General features: G+C 46.4%; 16 protein-coding genes and 1 other RNA gene. 6 read left to right on the forward strand and 11 right to left on the reverse strand.

What is annotated here, in order from left to right; genetic code table 11:
- The first annotated feature begins 234 nt into the window (after positions 1–234).
- Positions 235–1,719, forward strand: a complete 1,485-nt coding sequence (locus QUB08_RS09890; RefSeq protein WP_333224586.1) for a Dyp-type peroxidase — start codon at positions 235–237, stop codon at positions 1,717–1,719.
- Between the two features lie 606 nt (positions 1,720–2,325).
- Here QUB08_RS09890 and QUB08_RS09895 read toward each other — a convergent pair.
- Positions 2,326–4,074: an ABC transporter ATP-binding protein gene (locus QUB08_RS09895; protein WP_333224587.1), complete on the reverse strand. Its 1,749-nt coding sequence runs from the start codon at positions 4,072–4,074 to the stop codon at positions 2,326–2,328.
- A 519-nt stretch (positions 4,075–4,593) separates the two neighbouring features.
- Between QUB08_RS09895 and groL the strand changes: the two genes are divergently transcribed.
- The gene (gene groL, locus QUB08_RS09900; RefSeq protein ID WP_333224588.1) at positions 4,594–6,285 is read left to right on the forward strand and encodes a chaperonin GroEL; all 1,692 of its coding nucleotides are present in this window, start codon (positions 4,594–4,596) and stop codon (positions 6,283–6,285) included.
- A gap of 504 nt (positions 6,286–6,789) precedes the next feature.
- Here groL and QUB08_RS09905 read toward each other — a convergent pair.
- Positions 6,790–7,047, reverse strand: a complete 258-nt coding sequence (locus QUB08_RS09905; protein ID WP_050813024.1) for a DUF2811 domain-containing protein — start codon at positions 7,045–7,047, stop codon at positions 6,790–6,792.
- A 210-nt stretch (positions 7,048–7,257) separates the two neighbouring features.
- Here QUB08_RS09905 and QUB08_RS09910 point away from each other — a divergent pair, with 210 nt between their 5' ends.
- Entirely contained in the window at positions 7,258–7,473 is a 216-nt protein-coding gene (locus QUB08_RS09910) for a hypothetical protein (RefSeq protein WP_333224589.1), read from the forward strand.
- A gap of 60 nt (positions 7,474–7,533) precedes the next feature.
- On the opposite strand, the gene QUB08_RS09915 is transcribed toward QUB08_RS09910, so the two are convergent.
- Together QUB08_RS09915 and QUB08_RS09920 are read right to left on the reverse strand one after the other, a co-directional pair.
- Entirely contained in the window at positions 7,534–9,042 is a 1,509-nt protein-coding gene (locus QUB08_RS09915) for a cryptochrome/photolyase family protein (RefSeq protein WP_333224590.1), read from the reverse strand.
- A gap of 81 nt (positions 9,043–9,123) precedes the next feature.
- Positions 9,124–9,789, reverse strand: a complete 666-nt coding sequence (locus QUB08_RS09920) for a class I SAM-dependent methyltransferase (RefSeq protein WP_333224591.1) — start codon at positions 9,787–9,789, stop codon at positions 9,124–9,126.
- A gap of 162 nt (positions 9,790–9,951) precedes the next feature.
- On the opposite strand from QUB08_RS09920, the gene QUB08_RS09925 reads away from it, so the two are divergent.
- Together QUB08_RS09925 and QUB08_RS09930 are read left to right on the forward strand one after the other, a co-directional pair.
- Positions 9,952–10,218 carry a hypothetical protein gene (locus tag QUB08_RS09925; protein ID WP_333224592.1) on the forward strand — a complete coding sequence of 89 codons (267 nt, stop codon included), beginning with the start codon at positions 9,952–9,954 and terminating at the stop codon, positions 10,216–10,218.
- Positions 10,219–10,453: 235 nt separating this feature from the next.
- The gene (locus QUB08_RS09930; protein ID WP_333224593.1) at positions 10,454–12,499 is read left to right on the forward strand and encodes an ATP-binding protein; all 2,046 of its coding nucleotides are present in this window, start codon (positions 10,454–10,456) and stop codon (positions 12,497–12,499) included.
- A 31-nt stretch (positions 12,500–12,530) separates the two neighbouring features.
- Here QUB08_RS09930 and QUB08_RS09935 read toward each other — a convergent pair whose 3' ends face one another.
- The 5 genes from QUB08_RS09935 to QUB08_RS09955 form a co-directional block, all read right to left on the reverse strand.
- Positions 12,531–13,667 (reverse strand): Gfo/Idh/MocA family oxidoreductase, encoded by a 1,137-nt coding sequence (locus tag QUB08_RS09935; RefSeq protein ID WP_333224594.1) that lies wholly within the window; start codon positions 13,665–13,667, stop codon positions 12,531–12,533.
- Positions 13,668–13,880: 213 nt separating this feature from the next.
- Positions 13,881–14,594, reverse strand: a complete 714-nt coding sequence (rnc, locus tag QUB08_RS09940) for a ribonuclease III (RefSeq protein WP_333224595.1) — start codon at positions 14,592–14,594, stop codon at positions 13,881–13,883.
- A gap of 162 nt (positions 14,595–14,756) precedes the next feature.
- Positions 14,757–15,190: RNase P RNA component class A (gene rnpB, locus QUB08_RS09945), an RNA gene on the reverse strand.
- 449 nt (positions 15,191–15,639) lie between these two features.
- Positions 15,640–16,821 carry a magnesium/cobalt transporter CorA gene (corA, locus tag QUB08_RS09950; RefSeq protein ID WP_333224596.1) on the reverse strand — a complete coding sequence of 394 codons (1,182 nt, stop codon included), beginning with the start codon at positions 16,819–16,821 and terminating at the stop codon, positions 15,640–15,642.
- 76 nt (positions 16,822–16,897) lie between these two features.
- The gene (locus QUB08_RS09955) at positions 16,898–21,133 is read right to left on the reverse strand and encodes a PAS domain-containing protein (protein WP_333224597.1); all 4,236 of its coding nucleotides are present in this window, start codon (positions 21,131–21,133) and stop codon (positions 16,898–16,900) included.
- An 835-nt stretch (positions 21,134–21,968) separates the two neighbouring features.
- On the opposite strand from QUB08_RS09955, the gene hemG reads away from it, so the two are divergent.
- Positions 21,969–23,456, forward strand: a complete 1,488-nt coding sequence (hemG, locus tag QUB08_RS09960; RefSeq protein ID WP_333224598.1) for a protoporphyrinogen oxidase — start codon at positions 21,969–21,971, stop codon at positions 23,454–23,456.
- A 114-nt stretch (positions 23,457–23,570) separates the two neighbouring features.
- On the opposite strand, the gene QUB08_RS09965 is transcribed toward hemG, so the two are convergent.
- A complete protein-coding gene (locus tag QUB08_RS09965) occupies positions 23,571–24,263 on the reverse strand; it encodes a response regulator transcription factor (RefSeq protein ID WP_333127703.1) in 693 nt (230 codons plus the stop codon).
- 105 nt (positions 24,264–24,368) lie between these two features.
- Positions 24,369–26,663: a hypothetical protein gene (locus tag QUB08_RS09970; RefSeq protein ID WP_333224599.1), complete on the reverse strand. Its 2,295-nt coding sequence runs from the start codon at positions 26,661–26,663 to the stop codon at positions 24,369–24,371.
- Positions 26,664–26,899: the final 236 nt, after the last annotated feature.

Genomic DNA, 26,899 nt, shown 5'->3' on the forward strand with positions numbered 1-26,899 from the left:
TGATGATTCAGCGAAATACATATTTTCTAATTCGCTATAAAAAAGATTATCATACTTTATTGAAAATAGAAATTTGTAAAATATCATCAACAATAGTTGACGTAAATATTTTAGTAGGGTATTGATTACTCACTTAGACTGTGCCTGTGCATTAGCAAGGAAGCTGGCTATTTAGAATTATAATATTGCTAGCAACGGGACAAACCCGCTCCTAAACGCACTTTGGAGGAATCTGTGTCAGTAGATTTGAACCAAACCTATATCGATCCTCAAGATCCGACATATCAGCCCCTATTAGAAGACTTGCAGGGAAATATCCTCAAAGGTCACGAACGAAACTACTCGGCACATATTTTCGTAAAATTCAAATCAGAGCATGAGGCTGCCAGAAAATGGATTAGTCATTTCGGCGAAAATTTTGTCACTTCCGCCAAAAATCAAATCGAATATAGTGCTAAATATAAACAAAGTGAAGGGACAGAATCAGGCGGTCTATTTGCCGGTTTTCTCCTTTCTTATAAAGGGTATAAAGCTTTGGGTTTCGATTTGAAAGGGAAAAGCGAAAAGGGGAAATTTCCCTGTTGGAATTTTCTTGTTGGCCTTCCATCACTTGCCGTCCAGCAAAAGTTAGAAGATCCTCCAGTTGAAGAATGGGAAGAAGGTTTTCAAGATGAAATTCATGCTTTCATTCTCTTGGCTGATAACGATCGCGACAATCTGGCAAAACAGGCAAAACAGATCGTAGAAGAAGTCGGGCGCGTCGCAGAGATTGTTCATACAGAAGTAGGCATTGTCCTCAAAAATAAAAAAGGGCAGATTATTGAACATTTTGGGTTCAGAGATGGCGTCAGCCAGCCTCTATTTTTAAAAGAAGATATTGAGCTAGCCAAAGAACAAGGTACTGATTTGTGGGATACTTCTGCACCTTTAGAATTAGTGCTTGTAAAAGATCCTTTCGGTGAGGGGGAGCATAGCTTTGGCAGCTATTGCGTCTACCGAAAGCTCGAACAAGATGTGCGAGGCTTCAGAGAAGCGGAGAGAGAACTGGCTAAAAAGCTGCGATTGTCAGATCAAGATGTAGAAAGGGCCGGCGCTTTAGTTGTAGGGCGGTTCAGAGACGGAACGCCAGTGACGCTTTCTCCATCGGAACAAAATTCCGATACAGTTCCTAATAATTTCAATTATGATGGCGATCGCGACGGAATGAAATGTCCCTTTCACGCACACATCCGCAAAGCAAATCCGCGCGGCGACAAAAACGACAAATACCAAACCTTAGAAGAACACCGCCAGCGTCGAATTGTTCGTCGAGCAGTTAGCTATGGCGAGATGCCGAATGCACGGGATAACTCCCTGTCAAAACTCTCGCTATTTGAAAATCAACTGGAACATTTAAAAGAGTTGAAGGTTCAGCCAGCGTCAGGCGAAAAAGTAGGATTGCTGTTTCTATGTTTTCAGCGCGACATTTTCAACCAGTTTATGTTTATGCAAAAAAACTGGGCGAATAATCAGCATTTTGTCAACTATACAACAGGCTTGGACGGCATTGCAGGTCAAGGAAAAAAACAAATTGAAGGGCAAGCGTGGCCGAAAGAGTGGGGGAAGGACGAGAAAGTACCGTTCGATTTTTATCATTTTGTCACGATGAAAGGAGGCGAATTCTTTTTTGCTCCTAGCATTAGTTTTCTGAAAAATATTTCAGCGATCGCCGTGAAATAAAACACGCGATTATACCAAATCCGGCTTAAATATCCCCTTTAGGGTAAAGCCGGGATACGGACAAAATAGGACAGGATGTAAAGAAATGTAACTAAACCGCCACTCCCAGGCAGATTTATTGAAGCAAGCAGAACAAGTAAAAAGCTTGCATAACATACAATATAAGGTAAGGATGAATACGAGCTGTCCCAAACCCAAATGTAAAGAGATGTAACAATCCCGTCATCCCCGAAATCACTCCGACTCCCACAGGACTTACGCAAGCACGCTATATGTCAATACGTTTCAGTTAACGCTGTCCGACGAATTTAACCTGACGATTTTATGGGAAATACAGGCATCTTTTAGAAGTCAGATTGCTCTTAACTGAACCGTATTGCGCTATATGTAGCGTGCTAAGAAAGAGCAGCGGTCGCTTAATAAATCTAATAAAGCGATCGCGACAAGCACGCCCTTGTCAGATACTCTGTATTTTTGACCCTGACGGGTTTCGATTCGTAGTGTTTGTTTTTGAAATGCACGCTATATATAGCGTACTTGCGTAATTTCTGACCAATCTACTTATTTAGGGTCTAAGTATAGATGACTCAAAGTATCTGTCACTTGTCAATGCAGCAATTCCTCTAATTTTTGCTGGTTCCACAAATACTGATAAAGCCCTGTTTGCCCTACCAATTCAACGTGAGTGCCACTCTGAACTATTTCTCCTCTCTCCATCACAAAAATGCGATCGGCAGTAGCAGCAGCCGACATTTGATGCGAGATAAAAATTACTGTTTTGCGATCGGTTCCCGTTGCCAAGTTTTGCAAAATGTCGGTAGCAGTTTGATTGTCAACGCTGGAAAGAGCATCATCCAAAATTAACACCGGGGCGTCAACTAACAAAGCGCGAGCAAGTGCCGTCCGCTGGCGCTGTCCGCCGGATAAAGTAATGCCTCGCTCGCCGACAACTGTTTTGTACTGTTGGGGAAAGTTGAGGATTTCGGCGTGAATTTGCGCTTGTTTTGCCGCGGCTTCAATCTCCGGCTGTTCCGCTAAAGGGTTTCCGTAGCGGATGTTATTCTTGATGGTAGTGCCGAACAGAAAACTTTCTTGCGGAACGTAGGCGATCGCCCCGCGCAATTCGGTCAATTTTACCTCGGTAATATCCTGTCCGTCTACAAATAACTCGCCCGGATCGATGTCCAGCAGTCTGGGCAGCGCATTAGCTAAAGTTGATTTTCCCGAGCCGATCGCCCCTACAATTGCGACAGTTTCGCCCGGTTTTATGGTAAAATCAACATCTTTAAGCGCAGGTTTCTTAGCGCCGGGATACGTATAATTTAGATGGCGGGCGACAATTTCGCCTTTGACTGGAGTTGGCAGTTCAACTGCACCGGCAGCATCCTTAATTTGCGGTTCCACAGTCAGAATTGATTCGATGCGATCGACACTCACTTCTCCCCGCTGGTAAGCAGTAATTGTGAAACCCAACAGCGCCGTCGGAAACACCAAACGCTCGACATAAATCAGCAATGCCACAAAATCGCCAATGCTAATTTGGCCATTAGCAATTGCCCCGCCACCAGCAGAAAGCAGCACCAACAAACTGATGCTTGCCAAACCGCCCAGCAGGGGGAAAATAAAGTTTCTAGTTTTTGCTAATTGCAAATTTGCTGATAGCAACTTCGCATTGGAATTGCCAAAAGCTCGGCGTTCGTTTTCTTCTTGAGCGTAGATTTTAATTACGGACATCCCGCTCATATCTTCCTGAATTAAATCGCTCATCGCCGACAATTCCTCTTGCACGGCTAACTGTTGGATGCGAAGTTTGTCGCTAAATAACTGCACCAAAACTAACATTAAAGGATAAACGGCGATCGCCAACAGCGTCAGCCGTACATTAATGCCCAGCATCACCGGCAAAGTCAAAGCATAAGCAAAAGCTGTATTTGCCAAACTCAGCACCGCAAACCCCACCAAGCGCCGAATATTGTCCAAATCGGAAGTAGCGCGGTTAATTAAATCCCCTACCGTATTGGAAGCAAAATAAGACGGTTCTAATGTTAATAAATGATTAAATATTTGCTGTTTGAGGTCAAATTCGACTTGACGCCCAACGCCAAACAGCAAAATCCGCGACACCATCCGAATTACCCACATAATTGAGGCGAGAATCAGAATTAGTAGCACGTAGTTGAAAACTTGGTCAAATTTATTCGCAATTTGCAGAGTGTCAACTGAATTCCGAATCAGCAGGGGAATGTAAACGCCCACAGCATTGACAACTAATAGCGAAAAAACGCCCCAGAATGTTGGTTTCCAGTGCGGGCGCATATAAGAGCCGAGTTTTTGCAGTCGAGAATAACGAGCCATTTGTTAGTGCGTAATTTGAGATTAATTGAGGAAAGGAAGAATGTTCGGCAGCGAGCAATGTACGGGATGTCACGGATAGATGCTGAAGGAAGAAGGAGTCTTCCCCAAGGTTTTCAGCAATTAAGAACGTGCTAATAGTCTTGGCGGTTGCTATAGAAGGTAGAAGTTTGAAAAAAAGAATAGAAGCTCTATCGAAAGGTAGATGACCGAAAACACAAGTTAAGAAATTTTTAATAAAAATTCTGCTTTGGGATGACGCGCCATCAAAATTAGGTTTAGACCTGAACCAAAACCTGATTATATCGATATGTAACAAACCACATTATATCTGTGGGAACACGAGATCTGTGGGGACACGGCAATGCCCTGTCCTTAGCCCCCCGGAACGATCGCCCAAATCTCCAATCCGTCCCCCCAATCCCCCACAACGTTGAGGCGCGCTACAATCAAAAATCGATCAACTTAGCACTCAGCCTCAGAGAGTGCTAAATTTGCTAATGTAAGCGATTGGAGACAAACATGACCAAAATAGTTGCATTTAGCGACAAATCTCGGCGGGCACTAGAACGCGGCGTCAATCAACTCGCCGATGCTGTCCGCATCACCTTGGGCCCGAAAGGCCGGAACGTCCTATTGGAAAAGAAATACGGCAGTCCCCAAATTGTTAACGACGGTATCACCGTTGCTAGGGAGATCGAACTCGAAGATCCCCTGGAAAATGCCGGCGCTCGCTTAATTCAAGAAGTCGCCTCCAAAACTAAAGATATCGCAGGCGACGGCACTACAACCGCAACGGTTATCGCTCAATCCCTGATTCGCGAAGGTTTGAAGAATGTCGCTGCAGGCGCGAACCCAGTCGCACTGCGCCGGGGTATTGAAAAAACGATCGCCCACTTGGTGCTGGAAATCGAGAAATTGGCGAAACCCGTCGAAGGCAGCGCCATTGCTCAAGTCGCCACAGTCTCCGCCGGTAACGACGAAGAAGTCGGCGCCATGATTGCTCAAGCAATGGAAAAAGTCACCAAAGACGGCGTAATTACTGTAGAAGAGTCGAAATCTCTGACAACAGAATTGGAAGTTGTCGAAGGGATGCAGTACGATCGCGGATATCTTTCTCCGTATTTCGTTACCAACACTGATCGCATGGAAGTTGAGTACGAAAACGCTCGCATCCTGATTACCGACAAAAAAATTAGCTCGATTCAAGAACTAATTCCAGTTCTCGAAAAAATCGCCCGCACAGGTCAACCGCTGCTAATTATCGCCGAAGATATTGAAGGCGAAGCTTTGGCAACTCTGGTAGTCAACAAAGCCCGCGGCGTATTGAACATCGCAGCAACGAAATCTCCTGGTTTTGGCGATCGACGCAAAGCTATGCTTCAAGATATCGCCGTACTCACCGGCGGTCAACTGATTTCCGAAGAAGTCGGACTCAGCATCGATACCGCAACTCTAGAAATGCTCGGTACTGCCCGCAAAATTACGATCGACAAAGAAAACACGATCATTGTTGCTGGCGACGAACACAAAGCTGACGTGCTAAAACGGATTGAGCAAATCCGCAAACAGCTAGAAGCGACGGATTCCGACTACGACAAGGAAAAGCTAACCGAACGCATCGCCAAACTCGCCGGCGGTATCGCTGTAATTAAAGTCGGCGCAGCTACTGAAACCGAGCTCAAAGACCGTAAACTGCGTATTGAAGACGCTCTGAACGCTACTAAAGCTGCTGTGGAAGAAGGTATCGTTGCCGGAGGTGGTACGACGCTACTTCACCTGATTACAAAAATAGATGCGATCAGAAATACTTTAGACGCCGAAGAACAAGTAGGTGCTGACTTGGTTGCTAAAGCTTTGGAAGCACCTTTGCGTCAAATTGCTGATAATGCCGGCGTTGAAGGTTCCATCGTCATCGAACGAGTGCGGGCGAGCGAGTTCAACGTTGGCTACAACGCTCTCACCGACGTGTACGAAGATATGATTGCCGCCGGGATTATTGACCCCGCTAAGGTGGTGCGATCGGCTTTGCAGAATGCCGGTTCCATCGCTGGTATGGTGCTGACCACTGAAGCTGTGATTGTCGAAAAACCCGAGAAGAAAAAAGCCGGCGGCGACATGGGCGACATGGGCGGCATGGGCGGCATGGGCGGCATGGGCGGCATGGGCGGCATGGGCGGCATGGGCGGCATGGGCGGCATGGGCATGATGTAGTCTTCAGCCATTAGTTTGTAGTCTGTAGAGTGCGCCATAAGCACCATGCGTGTAAACAAGCGCGTCTTATGTACTACTACCCGTCTACTGTTTGACGATTAAGGCAGTTTACCCTCCCGGCATCCCCTGATAGTCCGGGGGGATTTTTCATTCTCTTGTAGGGGCAATCCCCCCGTGGTTGCCCCAATCCCCCCGTGGTTGCCCCAATCCCCCCGTGGTTGCCCCAATCCCCCCGTGGTTGCCCCAATATTTGAAACACCGATTCCCTCGTCCGTGGAGGGGGTAGGCACGGGGAGTAGGGGTAGCACTGCCCCTACAAAATCGCGATTTTCGGGAGAATGAAACCGCCCTGCTTCTTAAGGGAGATGCAATGGAGCTCTGCATTAAGCTATAGGCGATAGTTCTCAGGGATTTTAAGCTGAAGTTGCCACCTATGCAGTGCGCGCCCTCTCGGTCAACTAAAATCCTTCCCAGAAACTGCGTCTCCCTCTCTCCCCTGATCTTTTAAGAGGACGGAGTTACATTGTTGCTGTGCAAGTCTTGAGGAGATTGAAACAGAGTTTCGAGATAAACTCTCGCAGCTTGGCGATAACTGCGCGAAGCTTCAGGCGTACCGCTATCGGCATTCTGCAACAAAAACAGCGACAGGGCCGCGCAAAATACTCGGTCTAGATCCCATTCGGGATGGGTTTCTAGGTAAGTTTTGAGAGAATCGTGCAGCGTTTCGGGAATTTCAGCAAAAATACTGACTGTTGGGTTGATCATTTTGTTTAGTCTCGCTAATAAATTGAAAACAGAACCCCCCTTCGGCCGGATACAGGTGCAGGCACAGCCGAAATCAGAGCGCTTTTTTTTAGGTCGGTCGCATCATTGTGCGCTATGAGGGGGTGGGTTTGTCAATGTTGCGAAATATTACAAAGTCCTTTAGATAAAAAAAAGGTTTACCAAAGAATCAGCTTTTTAGGGCATTTTTTGTTACATATCTTTATGTGGTGGGCGGTTTATGAGGAATTAGCCAGCAAGTTAAGGAAATCCCCAATTCCGCAGCAAGATGCTACCGTGCCGTTAATTTCTGTGGAAAACTTTGTGGGATCTGTGGAAAACCTCAGACTTGCCTGTGGAAACGCTGTGGAATGTTTAGGGAAAAGTCAGGGAAAAAATAAGAATTGCAAAGGGCATGGGGCATGAGGCATGGGTAGCAAATAACAAATGACTGCTGACTACTGACTACTGACTACTGACTGCTGACTAATGACTTCCTAAGTGCCACTCTGCCGCTTTTTGGCGGATGGTTGCCAATTCTTCCGGCGGCATTTTGTCGAGATTGGCTAAAATAAAGCTCATGCGACCGATCGACTGAAGTTTGTCCCGGTGGCGCGCTAGGAAATCCCAGTAGAAGAAGTTGAAGGGACAGGCATTTTCGCCTGATCGCACTGTGCGATCGAATTTGCACCCCCGACAATAATCGCTCATTTTATTAATGTAATTGGCAGAAGCAGCATAGGGCTTCGAGGCCAACACACCGCCGTCAGCAAACAAACCCATGCCCAGCACATTAGTCTGCATTACCCAGTCATAGGCATCCACAAACGCACTGTGGAACCATTTTTCTAGATCCTGGGGCGAGATTCCCGCAATTAGACCAAAATTGCTCAAAATCATCAACCGCTGGATATGGTGCGCGTAACCGCTGCCTTCGACTTGAGTTAAAACTTGGCGCAAACAGTTCATATCTGTTTTACTAGCGTCCCAAAAAAACTCCGGCAGCGGCTGAGTGTGGTTGAACCAATTCTTTTCAAAATAATCAGCATCCACGTAAAAATACACACCGCGAATGTATTCTCGCCAGCCCAGAATTTGGCGGATAAAACCTTCGACGCCGTTTAAATTTAAGTTTTTTTCGAGGTAGGCTGTTTCGGCGGCTTGAATAACTTCTAAAGGATGAAGTAATCCAATATTGAGATACGGAGAAATTAGGGAATGCCACATTGTTTCCTCCCCCGTTACCATCGCGTCTTGATAAGGGCCAAAAGCGGGGAGACACTGTTCGATGAAATTATCTAATACTTGCAGTGCTTGCTCTCGTGTAACCGCCCAGCGAAAAGGTTCAATCTTGCCGTAAGTTGGGAAAGATAGAGATTTAACTTGTGCGATAACTTCTTGAGTTATGGCGTCGGGTTCAAACCAGAGAGGTTTCGGGGTATCCAGTTTTCCTTTGGGTGGCTGACGATTTTCTTTGTCAAAATTCCACTTCCCTCCCACAGGTTTATTGCTGCTATCCATTAAAACTTGAAAACGTTGGCGGCTGGCTCGATAGAAGTCTTCCATTAACAAACGTTTGCGGCTTGAAGCCCAATCTTTGAATTCTGTTTCTGTCCAGAGGAATTGATTGTTGGGAATTAGGGTTATTTGACAGGGGAGTTGCAAGTTTTGAACGATTTGTAAAAAAGGTCGATCGTTCGGAGCCATCACCCGCACTTCGGTGATATTGTGAGCTTGTATCCAAGCTGTGAGAGGTGCTTCAAAGTCCTCCGATTTTGTGTAAGTAACTTGCCATCCACTGCCGCGCAATTCTTCAGCGAAGTGCCGCATTGCCGACCAAATTAATACTAATTTTTGTTGGTGGTACCGTCGCTGTTGAACGTGCTGCCAAGATTCAATTAAAATTATCGGTAGGGAGGATTTATCATCTGTGCGGTTGAGAGCAGCTTGGTTCTCCCACAGTTGATCGCCTAATATCCAAACGCCAACAGTCATTTTACTTTTTGTGAGTGAAACTTATTTTTTACTTTTTATGAGGTCTAGTGGTCTAGTCAAGAAACTTAATTTATTGACAACTCACAACTCATAAGTTTCAGGTTGTCCTGAAAACTTACTAGAGCATAACATTGATTTCCAAAGATAGGGACACCGACCAGCAAATTTAAATTTTATCTCTGTGTATCCTTCGGATATTAATAACTTGGTCAGCGTCTCTACTGAAAAAAATTTAATGTGACCGTTATCCCAAAGGACGGTAAAATGTTTATCGAGTTTGCCAGAAACAGCTAAAGCCAAATTTTTTAAATAGCCGTGGTAGGGTGTGGAAATAATTAACATTCCTCCCGGATTGAGGCATCTTTTTGCAGTTTTTGCTAGTTCTTTAGGATAAAGCAAGTGTTCGATTACTTCAATAGCTAAGACAACATCAAATGAGTTCAGAATATCGATATCTGGAAGGTCGTAAATATCTGCTTGGATAAACTGACAATCGGGGAAACTTTGACGGGAGATGGCAATTCCGGCCGCAGAAGTGTCAACGCCGACAACTTCGCAGCCGTGCTCTGCGATAACGTGACTGAGGCTGCCATTGCCACAGCCGAGATCCAAAACTCGGAGTTTTGTCTTGCTGGTATGCTGAAGTGTCGCCAGCATTTCTAAAAGAGGAGATATCAAATATGCGTGATGATATCTCGGACGGTTGTTTGTGTAATAATACGTATAATTGCTAAAGTTTTTTTTCATCGATTAAGCTATGGAGATTATTGCCGAGACCGCACATTTACGAAGCGTGGGTGCACTGTTTGGGCCAAGGTTGCCCACATTAGGGTTGTCAGAGTCGATCGGCAGCTCGATCGTCTCATTCTTTTTGTTTGACAGGTGAATTATTTTCACTGAATCAATCGGATGGCAAAAGAAATATTTGACAGGGTGCAAAATCTCGCATCGCCCATCTCTGGCCCATCTCTCGAAGGCCTTGGGAAAGAAAAAGTCCGATCGAGCAAGAATTATCTCTGTACACTAGCCGGAAACCGAACTTTTTGCCTGTTAATTGGGGGCGAGTGCATCTATGCGATTCTAGCTTCAAGCAACGGCGGTATGTCCACCCGACGCTTTTTGCAGCCTGAAAAAATGGCACCTGGGCGATTGGATGCCAGTCGTTCCGAGAATTGAGAAGGGAAGTGTGACCGAAATCACAGGCATTTGCGAAACAAATTGCTGAGCATCTTTGGCCCCACACACTTAGAATCGAGATTATTACAGTGGCTTCTATAATTGTGTTTAAATGTTGTTCGGAAGCTGTGTTGTCCAGTCAGCAGAGCCCCCTAGACAGATTCGCGCTTTCGGTCTGGTTTATTTCACTTTAATGGTCGCTGTTGGGTGTTGCACCTTAATTTAGATATTTCCTATGGTTAAGTTAGGTCAATCCTCCTTTCGCCGTATTTTACTGTCGCGGATTTTGTTGCTCAGCGTACCTGTTCTACTGGTGGGGGAGTATGTTACCTATCGCAAGGCACGCTCGACGCTTCTGGAAACTGCTCGTCAAAACTTGACAGAAAGTGCAGTCAGAAAAGCAGACACTATTGAACAGTGGGCGAAATCGCTGAAGTCGAATCTGATCGGCGCTTCGGAAAGCTCGATGTTGCAGTCGGTAGATCCGAAGGATTATCAAAAGTTTATTGCCCAATTAGGGCAGCGGTTGCCGGCGCAGGTTGATTGCTTGCAATTGACTAATGTAAAGACAAATCAAGTGATAGCAAGCACTTGCGGGCAGCAGCCGATTCAGTCGTTGCCGGCAAAATTTTGGCCGCCCGTACAGCAGCAGCAAACGCTGCTGGACGACAAGAGCGTTTACATCAGCCTGTCCTTACCTCCGCAGCGACAGGGGACAGCAAGCGATCAGAATGTGGCTTTGGGGGCTGAGGATTTTCCCGATGCGGGTAAAGAAGGCTCCGATAGCCAAGCGAGTTTGGTGTTGAGCGCTCCTGTTTACATTCGTCGGGGCAATACCCTGCAGTTGAGTTATGCTTTGAGTCTGCAGTCGGCCTTGCCTGTCCAAACCAGCGCTCCCAAGGGTTCTTTAGCGGGCTATACGGTGGCGATCGACCAAGATGGGACGATTTTGGCGCACCCCAATATCAATCGCGTGGGCCGCAATATTGACCAAGAGGCAGATGCCGCTCGACTAAAAAGTATTGTCAGAAGGGCGATCGCCGGCGGACAAGCTTTTCTCCACCTATTTTCCTTTGAAAGAAATGGTGTAGAGTTGCTAGCAGGATACGCCGCTATCCCGAGTCCTTCAACTACACAGGAGAACAGCAAGTGGATTATTTTAGCTGTTTCTCGTTTAGATTACGCTCTGTCAGGTTTGGAAGAAATTCAGCAAGTTTTATTTAATTTAATTGTAGGTTTGGTTGCTGCTAGTATCATCGCGACCTTATATCTGTCTCGCGACTTGGCGCGTCCTGTGGAAAAACTGAGAGACTACGCGATGAAAGTAGATACGGAAGCGTCGCAGACAGTGCCCCAAGATTTCCAAATTAGGGAATTCAATCAACTATCAGAAGCACTCAACAGCATGGTGCAGCGCCTTAGATCCTGGGCCAAAGAATTGGAAGTCGCCACCAAAGAAGCGCAAGTTGCCAATCAATTAAAAAATGAATTTTTGGGGAATATTTCTCACGAATTGAGAACGCCCCTCAACGGAATTATTGGTTTTATTCAAATTGTGCGGGACGGCTACTGCGATGACCGAGATGAAGAAATGGAATTTCTACAGCGGGCCCACGACTCGTCAATGCAATTGCTCAATATTATTAATGATATTTTGGACATTGCTAAAATAGAATCCGGCACGTTCTCCATGATGTTAGAAGTAGTTGATATTACTCAGGTACTGGAAGACGCGATTGATTTGCAAGCGAGTCCAATCGAGGAAAAAGGCTTGAAGTTAAGTTTGCCAGATCCTCACGATCCGATTATTGTTCATGCCGATCCGGAGAAGCTAAAACAGGTGTTTTTAAATGTTTTGAGCAATGCCGTTAAGTTTACAGAGTCGGGGAGCATTAATATATCTGTGCGACTAGAGTCGAGAACTAATTCTGGTAGTTTTAACGGCAGTGCTGAAAGTACGACGGGCCCCAGCGGTCAAAGCGATTGGGTGGTGGTGACAATTAAAGATACGGGAATTGGTATCGATCCCGAGCACCAGCAGAAATTGTTTCAACCTTTTGTGATGGCTGATGGTTCTACAACTCGCAAGTTTGGCGGTAACGGTTTGGGCTTGGCTATCTCGCGAAGGATAATGGAATCTATGAGCGGAAGCATTACCCTGCACAGCGCGGGCGTGAATCAAGGTACTACGGTGATGATTTCTTTGCCTGTCAATCAGCAGTCAAGTTTTTATTTTCACAGCCCCGACTTAGTAACGGAAAAGGGAAGTTTTAAAAATTGAGGAGTGATTTTAGCAATCTAATATCTCAAATCTAAAATGGTATTAGGGGCTGTCCGCCGAGTTCGAGGGATTTGCTCAAAGTGCTGAGAATGCGGATTAATTCGACGGAGGCGGCGCCCGAAGAGGTAAGACAGGGGGTATTTGTTTGCACGCAATTGAGGAAGCGATCGCACACTCGCCTCAGCGGTTCTACTTGTTCTAAACTCAACACTTCGCGGTGTCTGAGGCTTGTTGGCTGTGGCGCGATGATCGCACTTTCCCAAAAATTATTCTCTTCGCCCCCCAAATCCGAATTACCGCGCTGCACAATCAGGGGAGTTTCTGGCGACATTTCATCAAAAATCAAGGTTCCCAAACTGCCAACAACTGTTAAGCGCCGTTGTTTGTCGGGATTTAGCCAGCACAGGTGAATAAATGCTTGAAATCCATCGGGATAGGTGAGCGTTACCCAAACTAAATCTGCTAGTTTTTCTGCAGGATTAGTAGTCAGCAGTGAAGGAGAAAATTGATTTTCAATTTCTGCTGCTTCTTCTTTATTTATTCCTGATTCCTGATTCCTGATTCCTGATTTCTTCGGAAAAACAGTGCCGATCGCCCTTACTTCAATTGGCATTTGTTCCAGCCAAGTATTGAAAATAGCGATATCGTGAATCGCCAAGTCCCACAGGGCATCAACGTCATGGCGAACCGGTTCAAAATGGGTGCGCTGGGCGTAACCGTAGCGCAATTTTCCGAGTTGATGCTGTTGAATAATTCTTTGGCCTCGATCGACTGCTGGATGAAACAGATAAGTGTGGTCAACGAAGAGTTGCCGCTGCTGTTTTTCGGCTAATTGACAGAGTTCTATTGCTTCAGTCAGGTTGAGGGCGAGGGGTTTTTCTGCTAAGACGTGGTAGCCTTGTTTCAGCGCTGCTGCTGCGAGGGTGTAGTGTGTGGAAGCTGGAGTAGCGATCGCCACAGCTTGCAGTCCCGGCAAGGCTTGCACTTGAGACCAATCGGTAGCTAGAATCACCGAGGCATCGAGATTAAACTGTTTTTGAACAGCCGCCAATGAATCTCGATTCGGGTCTACCACCGCTAAAACTTGGCTGTTGGGATGTTCGAGAAAGTTGCGAATTAAGTTCACTCCCCAGCGACCTGCACCCAATACAGCTATTCCGATTTTCATTAATTATAATTTAAAAAATCGCACAGTAATTATAGCATATTTTGTTATTATTATCTATGTTTTAACTCAAAAAAATCACTGTTGACTGTTAACTGTTGGCAGTCGTGATTGGTGATTGGTTATTGGTAGCTGCTAACAAATAACCCATAACTGATAAGACCAGTCAACTGACTACTGACTACTGACTACTGACTACTGACTACTGACTACTGACTACTGACTATTAACTAATTTATTGAAAGCTGCCTGAGCCGCTGCTTGTTCGGCCGCTTTGATCGATCGACCTTTTCCCTCTGCTACCAACTTTCCCTGAATCAGAACTTCTGCGGTAAAACGATCCTCCCCGCCCTGCACCGTCCCGGTTTCTTGCACGCTATATTTGGGCAAAGTTTTGTATTTGCCTTGAGTCAACTCTTGGAGAGCAGCTTTGTAGTTTTGGCGGGCAGGATCGTTGCGGATTTCCGTCGCTAGGCGTTGAAAGTGAGAATCTAGCCAAGGGCGAATTAATTCTAACGTCTGGGTACTCAAATAAAGCGCAGCCAGTACCGCTTCCAAAGCATCTGCCAGCCGGGGTTCAGCGCCTGTTTTGTCCGACGCGGCACTGCTGGAAACAATTAAATAGCGATCGAACCCGTAACTTTCAGCGATTTTAGCAAGAATGCGATCGCTCACCAAGATTGATCGAATAGCAGCAAATTCCCCCACTGTACAGTCAGGATAAACCTCAAACAACAATTCCGACGCCGCCAGCCGCACGACTGCATCGCCGACAAACTCTAGTTGTTCGTAATTTGCCTTAGCTGACGCGCTCGCATGAGTCAAAGCTAAATCGAGGAGATGCCATTTTATCGAAGCATCCTTCGGCAGTCCCAATTTTTGAATTAATGTTTCAAGTTGCTTTTGGCGACCCGGATAAATCAGATTCATACGGAATGGGGAATGGGGAATTGGGCATGGGGCATGGGGCATGGGGCATTGGGAATGTATCTGGTGTATCTCACCTTATTCTAAAAATATCTAAAAATTCTCTGACTCTCCCACTCTCCCACTCTCCCCCTCCCCCACTCTCCCAGTCGGGGATTTTGGGGGGGAAAAAGTCGGACATAAGCCGGGTTCTGTTCTCTCCACTGCAAGCAGTTTTTGAGGGCAGTTATCTATCTGGGACGCCTGTTACCAGACGCCTCAAGCGGTACCAAAAAACGGAACTGGTAAAAAACCAACCATAGTCCCTCCGACCTTGCTCCCAACTGGGGTTTACCGAGCCAGCACCTCTCGATGCTGCTGGTGCGCTCTTACCGCACCTTTGCACCCTTACCCCCTAACACTTTGCGATTTTCGATGCTTGATTTTTGATTCAATCTCAAATCTCCAATCTCCAATCTCAAATCGGGGGGCGGTATCTTTCTGTGGCACTATCCTCACGATCGCTCGCACTGGGCGTTACCCAGCAAGTTTGGTTTTTCGGGAGCCCGGACTTTCCTCAGACAAGCTTTCGCTAATCCGCAACCGCCTGCGCCTACTTTTTCCCCAGATTTATTGTACGCGATCGTTCGTCAATCAATTTGGGATTTTAGATTGAATATTTTAAATTGTCGCCCACTTAATTTGGACATTGGTGTTTATTCTCACATCTGGCACTATTGTCAATAAGCTTTTTATGAACAGGCTTTCCGGCCTGTTCCACAAGAGATGAATTTTATTGTGGAACAGGCCGGAAAGCCTGTTCTTGACAATGCTGCAACATCTCAGTTTATTGAAACTCTTGTACGGTGCGCCCGAAAGCCTGCCCAACAATTAAATTTCCATGCAACTCCCCTTAAAATCACTCACGGATGAATCAGGAGGCCCAAAAGTTGGCAATTATCATCCAAGGATTTATCGCACGGATTCAACTAGGGGCAGGAAACTTTTTCACCTAACAGGATTTTGAATTCTTCAATCTTTAATCCCCAATCTCAAATCTTCAATTCGGTTACTTTAATGAGTCATCTTTGATAGTAGAAAAATTATCAAACCAGCCGCGCCGCCAGAAAAAGTAAACTAAACCAGAGGCGATTCCTACCATAACAGCCCAACACAGCGGATAGCCAAAATACCAATTCAGTTCCGGCATATTTAATGGCGATTTCTCTGTATTGAAATTCATCCCGTATACTCCCGCCACAAAAGTTAGAGGAATAAAGATACTCGAAATCACCGTCAGCAACTTCATGATTTCATTCATTTTATTGCCCACCGAAGACAAGTAAACATCCATCAAACCAGAAGACAACTCTCGATAGGTTTCCACCATATCCATCACCTGCACCGTGTGATCGTAACAGTCGCGCAGGTAAATTCGCACCTCTGGACTAATCAAATCACTGCTATCTCGAATCAAAACATTAATTGCATCCCGCTGTGGCCAAATGGCGCGGCGCAGCGTCAGCAATTCTCGCCGGATTTTATAGATTTTTTCCAGGGTTTTGCGGGTGGGGTTCACCACCACTTCATCCTCTAATTCTTCAATGCGCTCTCCGTAAACTTCTAATACAGGGAAGAATCCATCTATAATCGAATCTAACAGAGTATAAGCCAGATAATCGGCTCCGTGTTTGCGAATAATCCCTTGTCCTTTACGAATGCGATCGCGCACTGGTTCAAAACAATCATAGTCTGGTTCTTCCTGAACAGTTAGCAGGTAATGCTTGCCCAAAATAAAACTTACTTGTTCTTTATGAAAAGTATCAGATTCTGGATGCAGCATCACCATCCAAGCAATGATTAAAATGTGTTCTTCATAGTCTACTACTTTCGGTCGCTGGGGAACATTAACTACATCTTCCTGAGCCATTAGGTGCAAATTAAATACTTCGCCCATTTGTCGCCAGGTTTCTTTGTTTCCCAATCCCAACATATCAACCCAAGAAACAGATGCTGTATCTAAATACGCAGCACCTTCTCGAGGATTTGCCAAGTGGGCGCGAGTAGCTGCTGTTTCGCAATAGTCAATTAATACAATCTCGGGAGGCGGCGCATCGGGTTCTAAGTCGAGAGTTCCCGGCGGAGCCCCCTGATCGTCATAAAAATAGTCAACGTAGGAATCATCATCATCCTCATCATCTTTAATTGGTTTTGCAACGGCATTAGAAGTATGTATGCTTTTGTATACCATGCTAATATTCCTGACTTTTACAACCTTTAGTTAGAGTATCATTTTTCTGGTGCAACTACCAATTACCAATGACTTATTACCTCTGCCGAATTGGAATCTCGATCGCAAATTCAGTTCCCTCTCCCGGGGCGGAAATGCACTGCAGCGTCCCTCCGTGTCTTTCCACCACAATCTGATAGGAGATAGACAGTCCCAAACCTGTACCTTTGCCTACTGGTTTAGTAGTAAAAAACGGGTCAAATACCCGACACTTAACAGACTCTGCCATGCCAGACCCGTTATCTGAAATTACGATCGCCACCCGATTGTTCTCCAGCAACTCCGTGCGAATCCGAATCCACGGCACTGCGGAGCAACTTAAAGGTAAACTAGCAAAATCTTGCCGTTCCTCTTCCGAATAACTAGACAATTCCAACTTCCTCTGCCGGACATCTGCTAAAGCATCAACAGCATTATTTAAAATATTCATAAACACTTGATTTAACTGTCCCACGTAGCACTGTATCTGCGGTAATTTTCCATATTCTTTAACTATTTGAATATGACGATTTCTGCCATTTTCTTTAATCTTGTGTTGCAAAATCAACAGAGCACTGTCTATTCCTTCGTGAATATTAACACGCTTAAGATCTGATTCTTCCAGGCGCGAAAAATTACGCAAAGACAGAACTATTTGGCGAATGCGATCGGCTCCGGTTTGAATTGAATTCAGCAGGTGCGGGAAATCCTCTTTCATGAATTCCAGTTCTATTTCTTCTGCCAAATCTTGGATAACCGCAACAGGTTCCGGGTAGTGTGCTTGGTACAAACTGCACAGTTCCAGCAAGTTTTTGGCATACTCACTAGCGTAAGTGATATTACCGTAAATAAAACTGACAGGATTATTGATTTCGTGAGCAATTCCCGCCACTAGCTGTCCCAAACCCGACATTTTTTCCGCTTGAATTAGTTGAGCTTGAGTCCTGCCTAATTGTTTCAATGTTTGCTCTAGCTGGCGATTTTTATGTTTTAATTGAGCTTCGGCTTGTTTGCGCTTGGTAATATTGCGAGCTAGAATAATAATCTGATCGGAATTAAACGGCAACAGTCGGGCTTCATAAGTTGTTTCTCCTTCCGACATGGAAAGCGAATATTCTATATCGATTGAGTTTCTTGTTTCGGAAACTTCAAAGATTGCTTGGGCAAATTGGCAGGCGACATTGTGTGGCAATATGTCTGTCATTCGTTGACCCATAAAATGTTCGGGAGGCACGTATAAACTCGAGGAAGTTCCTGACAAATAATCCACGATTATACCGTCAGCATCTAGTCGAAAATACAAATCAGGTAAAGCGCGAAAAACTGCTTCTAACTCTAAAGTTTTTTGGCGCAATGCTTCCTCTGCGTAGTACCGATCGCTAATATCAAAAATCACCCCGTCCAAATAGCAAACGTTTCCCTCTGCGTCGAACACAGGAGAACCTTTATCCCAAACCCATTTAACCGTGCCGTCTGCTGCTAGCAAGCGGTATTCCAAGTTATAAGACTCTTTGTTTTCTATGCCTTGCCGAATAGTTGCTTCTACTTTTGGCAAATCTTCCGGGTAAATAATGCTAGCAAAAGTCCGGCCTCTCCTGTCCAAAAGCAAAATAAAATCAGCCGCAGGGTAGCCCGTTAATAAGTAAACGGCATCGCTAATAAAATTAGTCGAAAAATCGCACTTCCAGCGATAAACCACTCCGGGAATATTAGCTACCAAAGACCTAAATCTTGCTTCACTTCTACGCAAAGCTGCTTCGGACTCATGTCGTTCGGTAATATCGTGAGCGAAAGCTAGCACTGCAAATACATTACCTTCAGCGTCGCGCAGGGGAAGTTTTTGGGTATCAAAAATATGTACTGAACCGTCAGCAATAGTTGCCGGATCGCAGGGATTGTGGATGATTTCGCCTGCCAGTACAGCAGAGTCGTCTGTGCGGAAGCCTCGGATATTTTTAGCCCAATTCCCAAACACGAGTTCTTCTGAAAATCCTAATTCTAAATCAGATTTGCCAATAATTTCTTCGACGGTTTTACCAATTGCTTGAGCGAAACTCTTGTTTGCCAAAATACAGCGAAAATTTTTGTCTTTTGCCAAAATCCAGTCGCTAGTTTTGTCTATTACTGTACGCAGGAGTTGTTCGGAACGTTCGGTTTTTTCCAACGACGCCTGCAGTTCTAGTTCTAGGCACTTGCGAGCAGTAATGTTTTCAAAAGCCACACCGACGCAGTTGTTGGGTAATGGAAAAGCTTTAATAGAAAAAGCGCGAGTTATTCGGCCGCCTTCATCGCAGTCAATATCTTCAAGTTCTACGGCTTTCTGGGTGCGAATTACCGAAGCAAATGCTTGGGGAATGTTTTTCGATCGCAGATGGGGAAAAATCTCGTCGATTGTCATTCCCAAAACATCAGCCATTTCTAATCCGGTAAATAGGGTAGCCGCAGGATTTGAGGCGATCGCCCTGAGAGTGCTGTCATCGTCTATATTTTCCAAATGGTAGACGTACAAACCAATTTGCATATTCTCCACAATTTGGTCGTAGAGGCGCACGCTTTCGTCTACCTGCCTGCGTTCGGTAATATCTTCAGTAATCCCCAAAACGTACTGAGGACGGCCTGCGGCGTCGAGAATTGGCACTTTGCGGGTGTGCAGTATTCTCATACCTTTATGGCGAGTTTGGATCGGCTCTTCCGCTATGTCTTTAACAGTAGATTGGTTATGATCACCCGTCAATATTTCCCTGTCTTGAGCAGTAAAAACATCAGCTTGTTCTTTGGGGTAAATATCGTAGTCATTTTTGCCGATCGCCTCTTGAGAGGTAACACCTGCGATCGTTTCTCCCGCTTTATTCCACAGCACAAATTTCAGCGAAGAAGCATCTTTAGCAAAAACTCCCACCGGCAGATTTTCTACTACGGAATTGAGGAACCCTCTAGCAGATTTTAATTCAGCTTCTGCACGCTTGCGTTCGATGCCTAAAGCGATGACATCAGCCACCGATGCTAAAGTTTCTTGAAAAGGTGCTGTCAGCGGCTGGCGGCTGATAATTACCATGACTCCCACCAGCCGTTCTTCGACTATCAAAGGGTAGCCGGCGAAGGTAAAAATTTGCTTAGGTATGGGGCAATTTGTCGGCTTTTGACTCGTGTTGATAATTGCTACTTCGGAACTTTGCGCCTCTGTTGCTTTCGGGGATTCTTCCTCTGGGAGTCCAAAATTGTTGAGTTCAAATCCGCAGTCAAATTCCGGTTTTTGCTGTTTGGCGATCGAGTTAACCTTACTTTCAATAAAGCTAGCCCGATCGTCTGTGCGGCTGTAGATTCCCGAGGCTGCTTGTAATTGCCAAAGATTCTGTTGAGAGTTGAAAGTCCAAATTTCAGCAGAGGCGACATCAAGATTCTGCACCATTGCCTCGCAGCAGGGAAGCAGGATATCTTGAGGGTGTTTGGTGAGGGCAATACCCACATCGGCTACCATTGCTGTGAGGCGAGAAGCTTGGGCTTTTTCTGCTTCCAATCGTTTGCGATCGGTGATATCTTCCACCAAAGAAAGCACGGTAAAAGTATCGCCACTGCGAATAATCGAGTTGAACCAGCGACACCAAATCACCTGTCCGCTTTTAGTATAGTTGCGGTTAATTGAAGTATTGCCGTTGCCGGTGGCTAGTTCGAGCTCGATCGCGCTTACAGCCTCTCTATCTTCCTCGCAAACCAAAGCCAAATCGCCGAACTGCTTGCCCATCATATCATCGGATGTCCAGCCAAAGATTTCTTCAGCGCGTTTCGACCACTGAACAATCCGAAAATCTTCATCCCAGCCTACCATTGCCAGCGGACTGTTAGCTCCATTCAACCACAGTAAATGGTTCGATCGGCGTAACTGTTGAGTTTTCTGCTGCTGCCAGCGGTAATGCCGGGTGATATCTCTACCGACGCCCAAAACCCGCATCTGCTTGCTAGAGGCATCCACCGCTGGCGTATAAGCAGTTTCGTAAATTTTAATCCCGCCGTCTGCCGCCGTCACCTCATGAATTGCCAGCCGTTTTTCCCCGGTTATAAATACTTGTTGCAGGCAGGCATCAATCTGCGAGATTATATTTTTTAGAGCAGCATTATTGGGATATAATTTTAATAATTCCTGATTAGTTTTGTTGAGTATTTCAGCAGGCTCCAATCCCATCCAAGCCGCAGCAATAGGATTGATCGATAAATAATTTTGCTGTCGATCGCACTCTAGGAAAGCATCAACCGAGTTAGAGAAAAAAGACTGAAACGAGTTGATAACTTCCTGCATGGGTATTTTTTCAGGAGACAAGCTTAGTATTACAGAAACCTCGTGTCTTTAGACTCATATGTTGCACTTTATGGGCGGGCAGGATGCCCAACCCACAAGAAATTAACTCTTGGTGGAACAGGCCGGAAAGCCTGTTAAGCGAGAATGGTGCAAGATGTGAGTAGATTGATCGAGGAAACACTCAACAGGCAGTTTTCACCGCCTTGAATATTGATTATTGCTACAGGGGGCTACTTCGACACTTGGTACTTTTATGATCTACTTTCAACGGCACAATTACCATTTTAAATATTTCACGCGCGATCGCATAGCAGCTTGAGCTACACCCATATTTTTGATAACCTAATCAGTTAAGACGATAGCTGGTCAACTATGTCTTTTGATTAGGGCATGAAACCCCATCTGTTCAGAGGGGTGTGCGGACTTGCAAGTTAAGCTCTAAAATTTTCCTAAAGTTAGTTTAACCCACTCCAATTTTTTTGCACACTTTACGGCTGCGTTTCCCGGTGCAATTTTTGGCGCTGTTCCCTATAATACAAAAATTTTAAAGAAAGAGTATTTTGGGGAATATAGCTTAATTAGAGCAGATCCTCTTTTTTTAAACCAGACGCAGCGGAGACAAAAGCGAGATGGGGAGAACGGGAGAGGGGGAGGTGAACAGAGGTTAATCCACAACATTCGAGAAAAATGCTTAAGAAATGCCCGACAGCTTACCGATTCGCAATTCCCGATTCCCAATTTGGTAATCTGAAAGCGGTTTGGCAGTACGCCCAGCAAAGAACGCAAGCCGTGCAAAGCCATGTAACATAAAGATTGCGATATTTTTCTATGTAATATGGAACTATTAGATACCTTGATTGTGGGTGCAGGTATTAGCGGTTTGAGTTTGGCGCACGCACTTCACAAGGAAGCAACGAGTCCATCGCCGCTGAAGATTTTAGTCGCTGAGAGTCAGGGACGTGTGGGCGGGAACATCACCACTGTGACAGGGGAAGGGTTTCTCTGGGAGGAGGGCCCGAACAGTTTTTCACCGACGCCGGAATTGATGAAGTTGGCTGTGGATGTGGGATTGAAGCAGGAGTTGATTTTTGCCGATCGCAAATTGCCTCGTTTTGTGTATTGGCAAAAAAAGCTGCAACCGGTGCCGATGACTCCACCGGCGATGATTCAGTCTCAGTTACTGAGTTTTCCGGGAAAACTGCGGGCGTTGTTCGGGGCTTTGGGATTTGTCGGGCCGGCAATGGGCGCTGGACTTTCGCAGCAGGGTAACGAGGAAACTGTTTCTCAATTTTTCCGCCGTCATCTGGGGCAGGAAGTGATGCAGCGGTTGGTGGAACCTTTTGTTTCTGGGGTTTATGCGGGCGATCCGCAACAACTTAGCGCGGCTGCGGCTTTCGGCAGGGTAGCAAAGATGGCCGATCTGGGTGGCGGGCTGATGGCGGGGGCGCTGCTTTCTGCTAGGAACAGACCCCCCCAACCCCCCCTTACCAAGGGGGGGCTAAAGACTGTTGCAGACCCGAATGTGCCTAAGACTAGACCGGGAGAGTTGGGTTCGTTCAAACAGGGGTTGAAGGCTTTGCCAGAGGCGATCGCTGCTGAATTGGGCGATCGAGTGAAACTCAACTGGCATCTGACTCGCCTCCAGCGTACAGAACGCGAAACTTACATTGCTGTATTCTCGACGCCCGACGGACAGCAGGAAGTTGAGGCGCGCACCGTGGTTTTGACCACACCCGCTTACGTTACAGCCGATCTGTTGCAGCCTCTGCAACCGGAAGTTAGCAGCGCTTTACAAGCTTTTACTTATCCTACGGTTGCCTGCGTCGTTTTAGCATATCCTCACTCAGATGTCAATGGTAAATTAGTAGGTTTTGGAAATTTAATTCCGAGGGGGCAGGGAATTCGCACTCTGGGGACGATTTGGACATCAAGTTTATTTGCTGATCGCGCGCCTGCAGGGTGGCAAACTCTCAGCAGTTACATCGGCGGGGCTACTGATTCGGAAATTGGCAATCTCGACTCAGAAGAAATCGTTCGGGAGGTGCACCGAGATTTGTCTCGAATTTTGCTGAAACCCTCGGCTGCGCCGCCGAAAGTTTTGGCGGTGAATGTATGGAAGCGGGCGATTCCTCAGTACAATTTGGGGCATTTCGATCGCCTGCAACAAATCGATGAGGGCTTAAAATCTTTGCCTGGGGTGTATTTGTGCAGCAACTACGTGGGCGGAGTGGCTTTGGGAGATTGCGTGCGAAGGGGTTTTGAGCGTGCGCGAGAAGTGGGCGAGTATTTGCAGAACAAACAATCAGATAGTCGATCGATCTGAATGATTTTGTGGGGAGGGCGGGTTTACAAATATCGAGTAGGTTAATCCGAGATATTGGTGAACCCGCACCTACAGCCTTCTGCGTTCATATCCGCTGCCCAATGCCGAATGTTACTAGGTTGTGGGTTCAAACTTGTAACCCACGCCTCGGACGGTTTGAATCATTGGCATTTGATTGGGATCTAGTTCAATTTTGCGACGAATTTGACCTATATGGACATCCACCACGCGATCTGCTCCTACATACTCGTAGTCCCACACTTCATGCAGCAATTCCGATCGCCTCCACACGCGACCGGGTTTGCTGGCCAAACAGTACAGCAGGTCGAATTCTAAAGCAGTCAAAGCAAGTATCTGACTGCCGAGAATTACCTCGCGGCGAACCGGATCTATTAGTAGCTCTCCAAAAGTAAGAGTTTGTTGTTCGGCGGGAGTAACAATGCGTTTGCGCTTCAAAATTGCTGCAACGCGAGCTCCAATCTCTACAAGACTAAAAGGTTTAGTAATGTAGTCGTCAGCACCTTCGGCAAACCCTTTCATTTTGTCAGCTTCATCGGTTCGGGCAGTCAGCATCAACACAAACACGCCCGTACGTCTTTGCATTTCTTGACACAGTTTGTAGCCAGTTGTATCAGGTAAATTTACATCTAGAACTACTAAGTCAGGATTGAGTTGCTCAAATAATTCCAGACCAGTCTGACCGTCCTGGCCAGACTCAACTTGATAACCTTGCTGGCTCAAAAAACGGTGAATTAAATTTCGGATTGCCGGGTCGTCATCAACCACAAGGATTTTTACAGGGGCCATGACCACAAGTTTGCTTGAAGAATTAGGCAAGAATATTCAGCCATAATAATAGAAAACTGGATACAAATCTCGAAAAAATTGAGCTTTTAATAGTTATAGCCCTATTTATAACCTACGCAAAATTTCAGGCAATAAATCTCCAGGAACTTTGGATAAGGCTAAATTTTGGCCTGGCAGCCCACATTCACTATAGAAAGCTCTAATCGTTTTGACAATATAGCTCAATGCTGTTTGCCTGGAATCAGCAGCTTGGGAGTTTGCCGGGGCTTGCAGGTTGAGTTTATCCCCATATATTAACCCTTTGTCATTGAGATGTTGTCCCCATTCGGCGCACACTTGCAACTGGTGGTGTAGTGCTGCTTCTAGATGGCTTGTCTGTGCGACTTTGTTAGTGGCGAAATCTGGGTCTGTGGCTAGTTGATAGTGGGCTAGTCCGAGATTGTTGCGGGCGGCCAAGGCGTCAAAAGTGAGTTGGGTTCGATCGAGCTTTCCGGCGATATCCAGGGCGGCTTCGTAGGCGGTAATCGCCTGCTGCAATGATTCCGTCCGCGCCTGTTTCTGCTGAAACTGGTTCGCCAAATGCCAATAAGCAGTACCGAGATTATTGTAGGTGGCGGCGGAGGCGGCGGGTACTAATTCTCTGGTGCGGTATTTCAAGGCTTCGCGGTAGGCGGAAATCGCCCTGACTAGCAGGGGTTCTGAGGGTTGGTGCTGGGCGAGGTTCCAGCAGGCGGTACCGAGGTTGTTTTGCACTCCGGCATAGTTGAGGGGTTCTCGTTCGGGACTGTAGCAGGAGAGGGCTTGGGTGTAAGCTGCGATCGCGCTTTTGAGATAGACGATCGGCTCACCATCTTGCGCTAAATTCCAGTATGCTGTCGCCAAATTATTCTGAGCAGCAGCGTACTGCTGGGGCTCCACGGCGGGGTCTAGATCCAGCAGCGCTTGTTGGTAAGCTGCAACTGCGTGCTGCAAGTTCTCTGTCTTGTCTCGATAGCGGGCTAAATCGGCCGAAGCGATTCCCAAATTTTTGTTTAATCTAACGCGGGTTTGGGGTACGGTTTCGGCATCTGTTCGGTTCAAACCTTCAAGGTAGAGGGCGATGCTGCGTTCTAGGCTGGATACCGGATCTGAGGCGTTATGCTGCGTGCGATCGCGCGATAGCATCCAATAGAGAGTGCCGAGATCGTTGAGCAGATCGGAAATTGGCGGTAGGCTGTTGGACTCCTGGGCGTACTGAGTTAAATTTTGTGTCAATTGAGCAATCAGCCGCGCGCATTCCTCAGTTAGTGGTTGATTTTGCTCGGAGTTGCTGTCAACGTCGAGATACGCAATCACTTGTTCGATCGCGCGAATGGCGATTGTCAGGTTTTGCTCTGAAACGTCTCCGCCCAGAATGCGATCGCGGTAGTAATTTCCCAAACCGTGATAAGCCAAAGCCAATGCTTCACAACAACACTGATGTTCTTGCAGCAGTTCGATGTATTGCAGGGTTTGCAGCGGCAGAAAATTCTCCTCTGATGCGGCATTATTTTCGGCTGCCAAATCCTCAGAAGCTGCTGCTAGCACCAAATCTGCCAGTTGGAGGGATTTAGAATCTGGCGCTGGGGACGGGGGATAGGAAATTGGTGGGGATTGTTCGTCATCTGCCAGTTGGAGGGATTTAGAATCTGGCGCTGGGGACGGGGGATAGGAAATTGGGAATTGTTCATCGGGAATTGGGGATTGTTCGTCGGGAATTGGGGATTGTCCAGACAAAGAAGATATTAAAAGTTGGTTGCCAAAGTTTCCGCTGTCCCGCAAGTTTCGCAAGTCTCCTGAGTTCCCGAAGTCCTCAAAGTGCCCGAAGTCTCCCTTAGCTGGAGTTGGTTCGCCTTCAAACTCAAATACTCCGGTTCGCCAGTGCCAAAATTCTGGGGCCGATTGCTCGATCGAACTTAGCCAGGGGCGCGACACCCACAGCAACAGAGCAGACTCGCACAATTGCAGGTGTGCTTCAATGTCCCTCAAATAGCTCAGGAACGACCACTGCACGGAGGCTGACTGCCTGGTCAGGTGTTCGGCCCCGAGAATTTGAAATCCCGGCAAACGGCTGTAGCTGCCCCTGTTTTGCGGCGGTGGGTGGTGGGTCAGCCACGCGGCGATCGAACCCCAAGGATTTGGATCGCTCAAGTCGAGTTCCAAACTGACAAATCGGGGGTAGTCGATCGGGGAGCGAGGATCGGAGCCTGCGCTCTCTGCGATTAATTCTGTGTGCAAGCGGGCAGCCAGACAGTCCCGCAAGCACAAGTCGTCGCAGGCGGCGATAAAAATTTGACGGCGTAAATTGAGGTCGATCGCCTGTTTCAAGCGTTGGTAGATCAGCTTGTTCGAGCTAGAAACTCTTTGGGAAGGAATAGACATCAGGATCAGCCGATTTTAGATTTTAGATTTTAGATTTTAGATTTTGGATTGTAGATTGTAGATTTGAGAGTTGAAAGTTGAAATCTCGATCGCTCATAACTCGCAACTAAGCCCCGAAGGCAGTGAATCGCACCGGTGATGACCTTCATGATTGTAGATTTTCAATTGGCAATTTTATGTGGGTGGCGAACCAGTGTGATTAAGTGCAACCCAAGTCCCTGAACCCAACAGCCAAG

It is taken from the genome of Microcoleus sp. BR0-C5, assembly GCF_036705045.1.
Taxonomy (GTDB): Bacteria; Cyanobacteriota; Cyanobacteriia; order Cyanobacteriales; family Microcoleaceae; genus Microcoleus.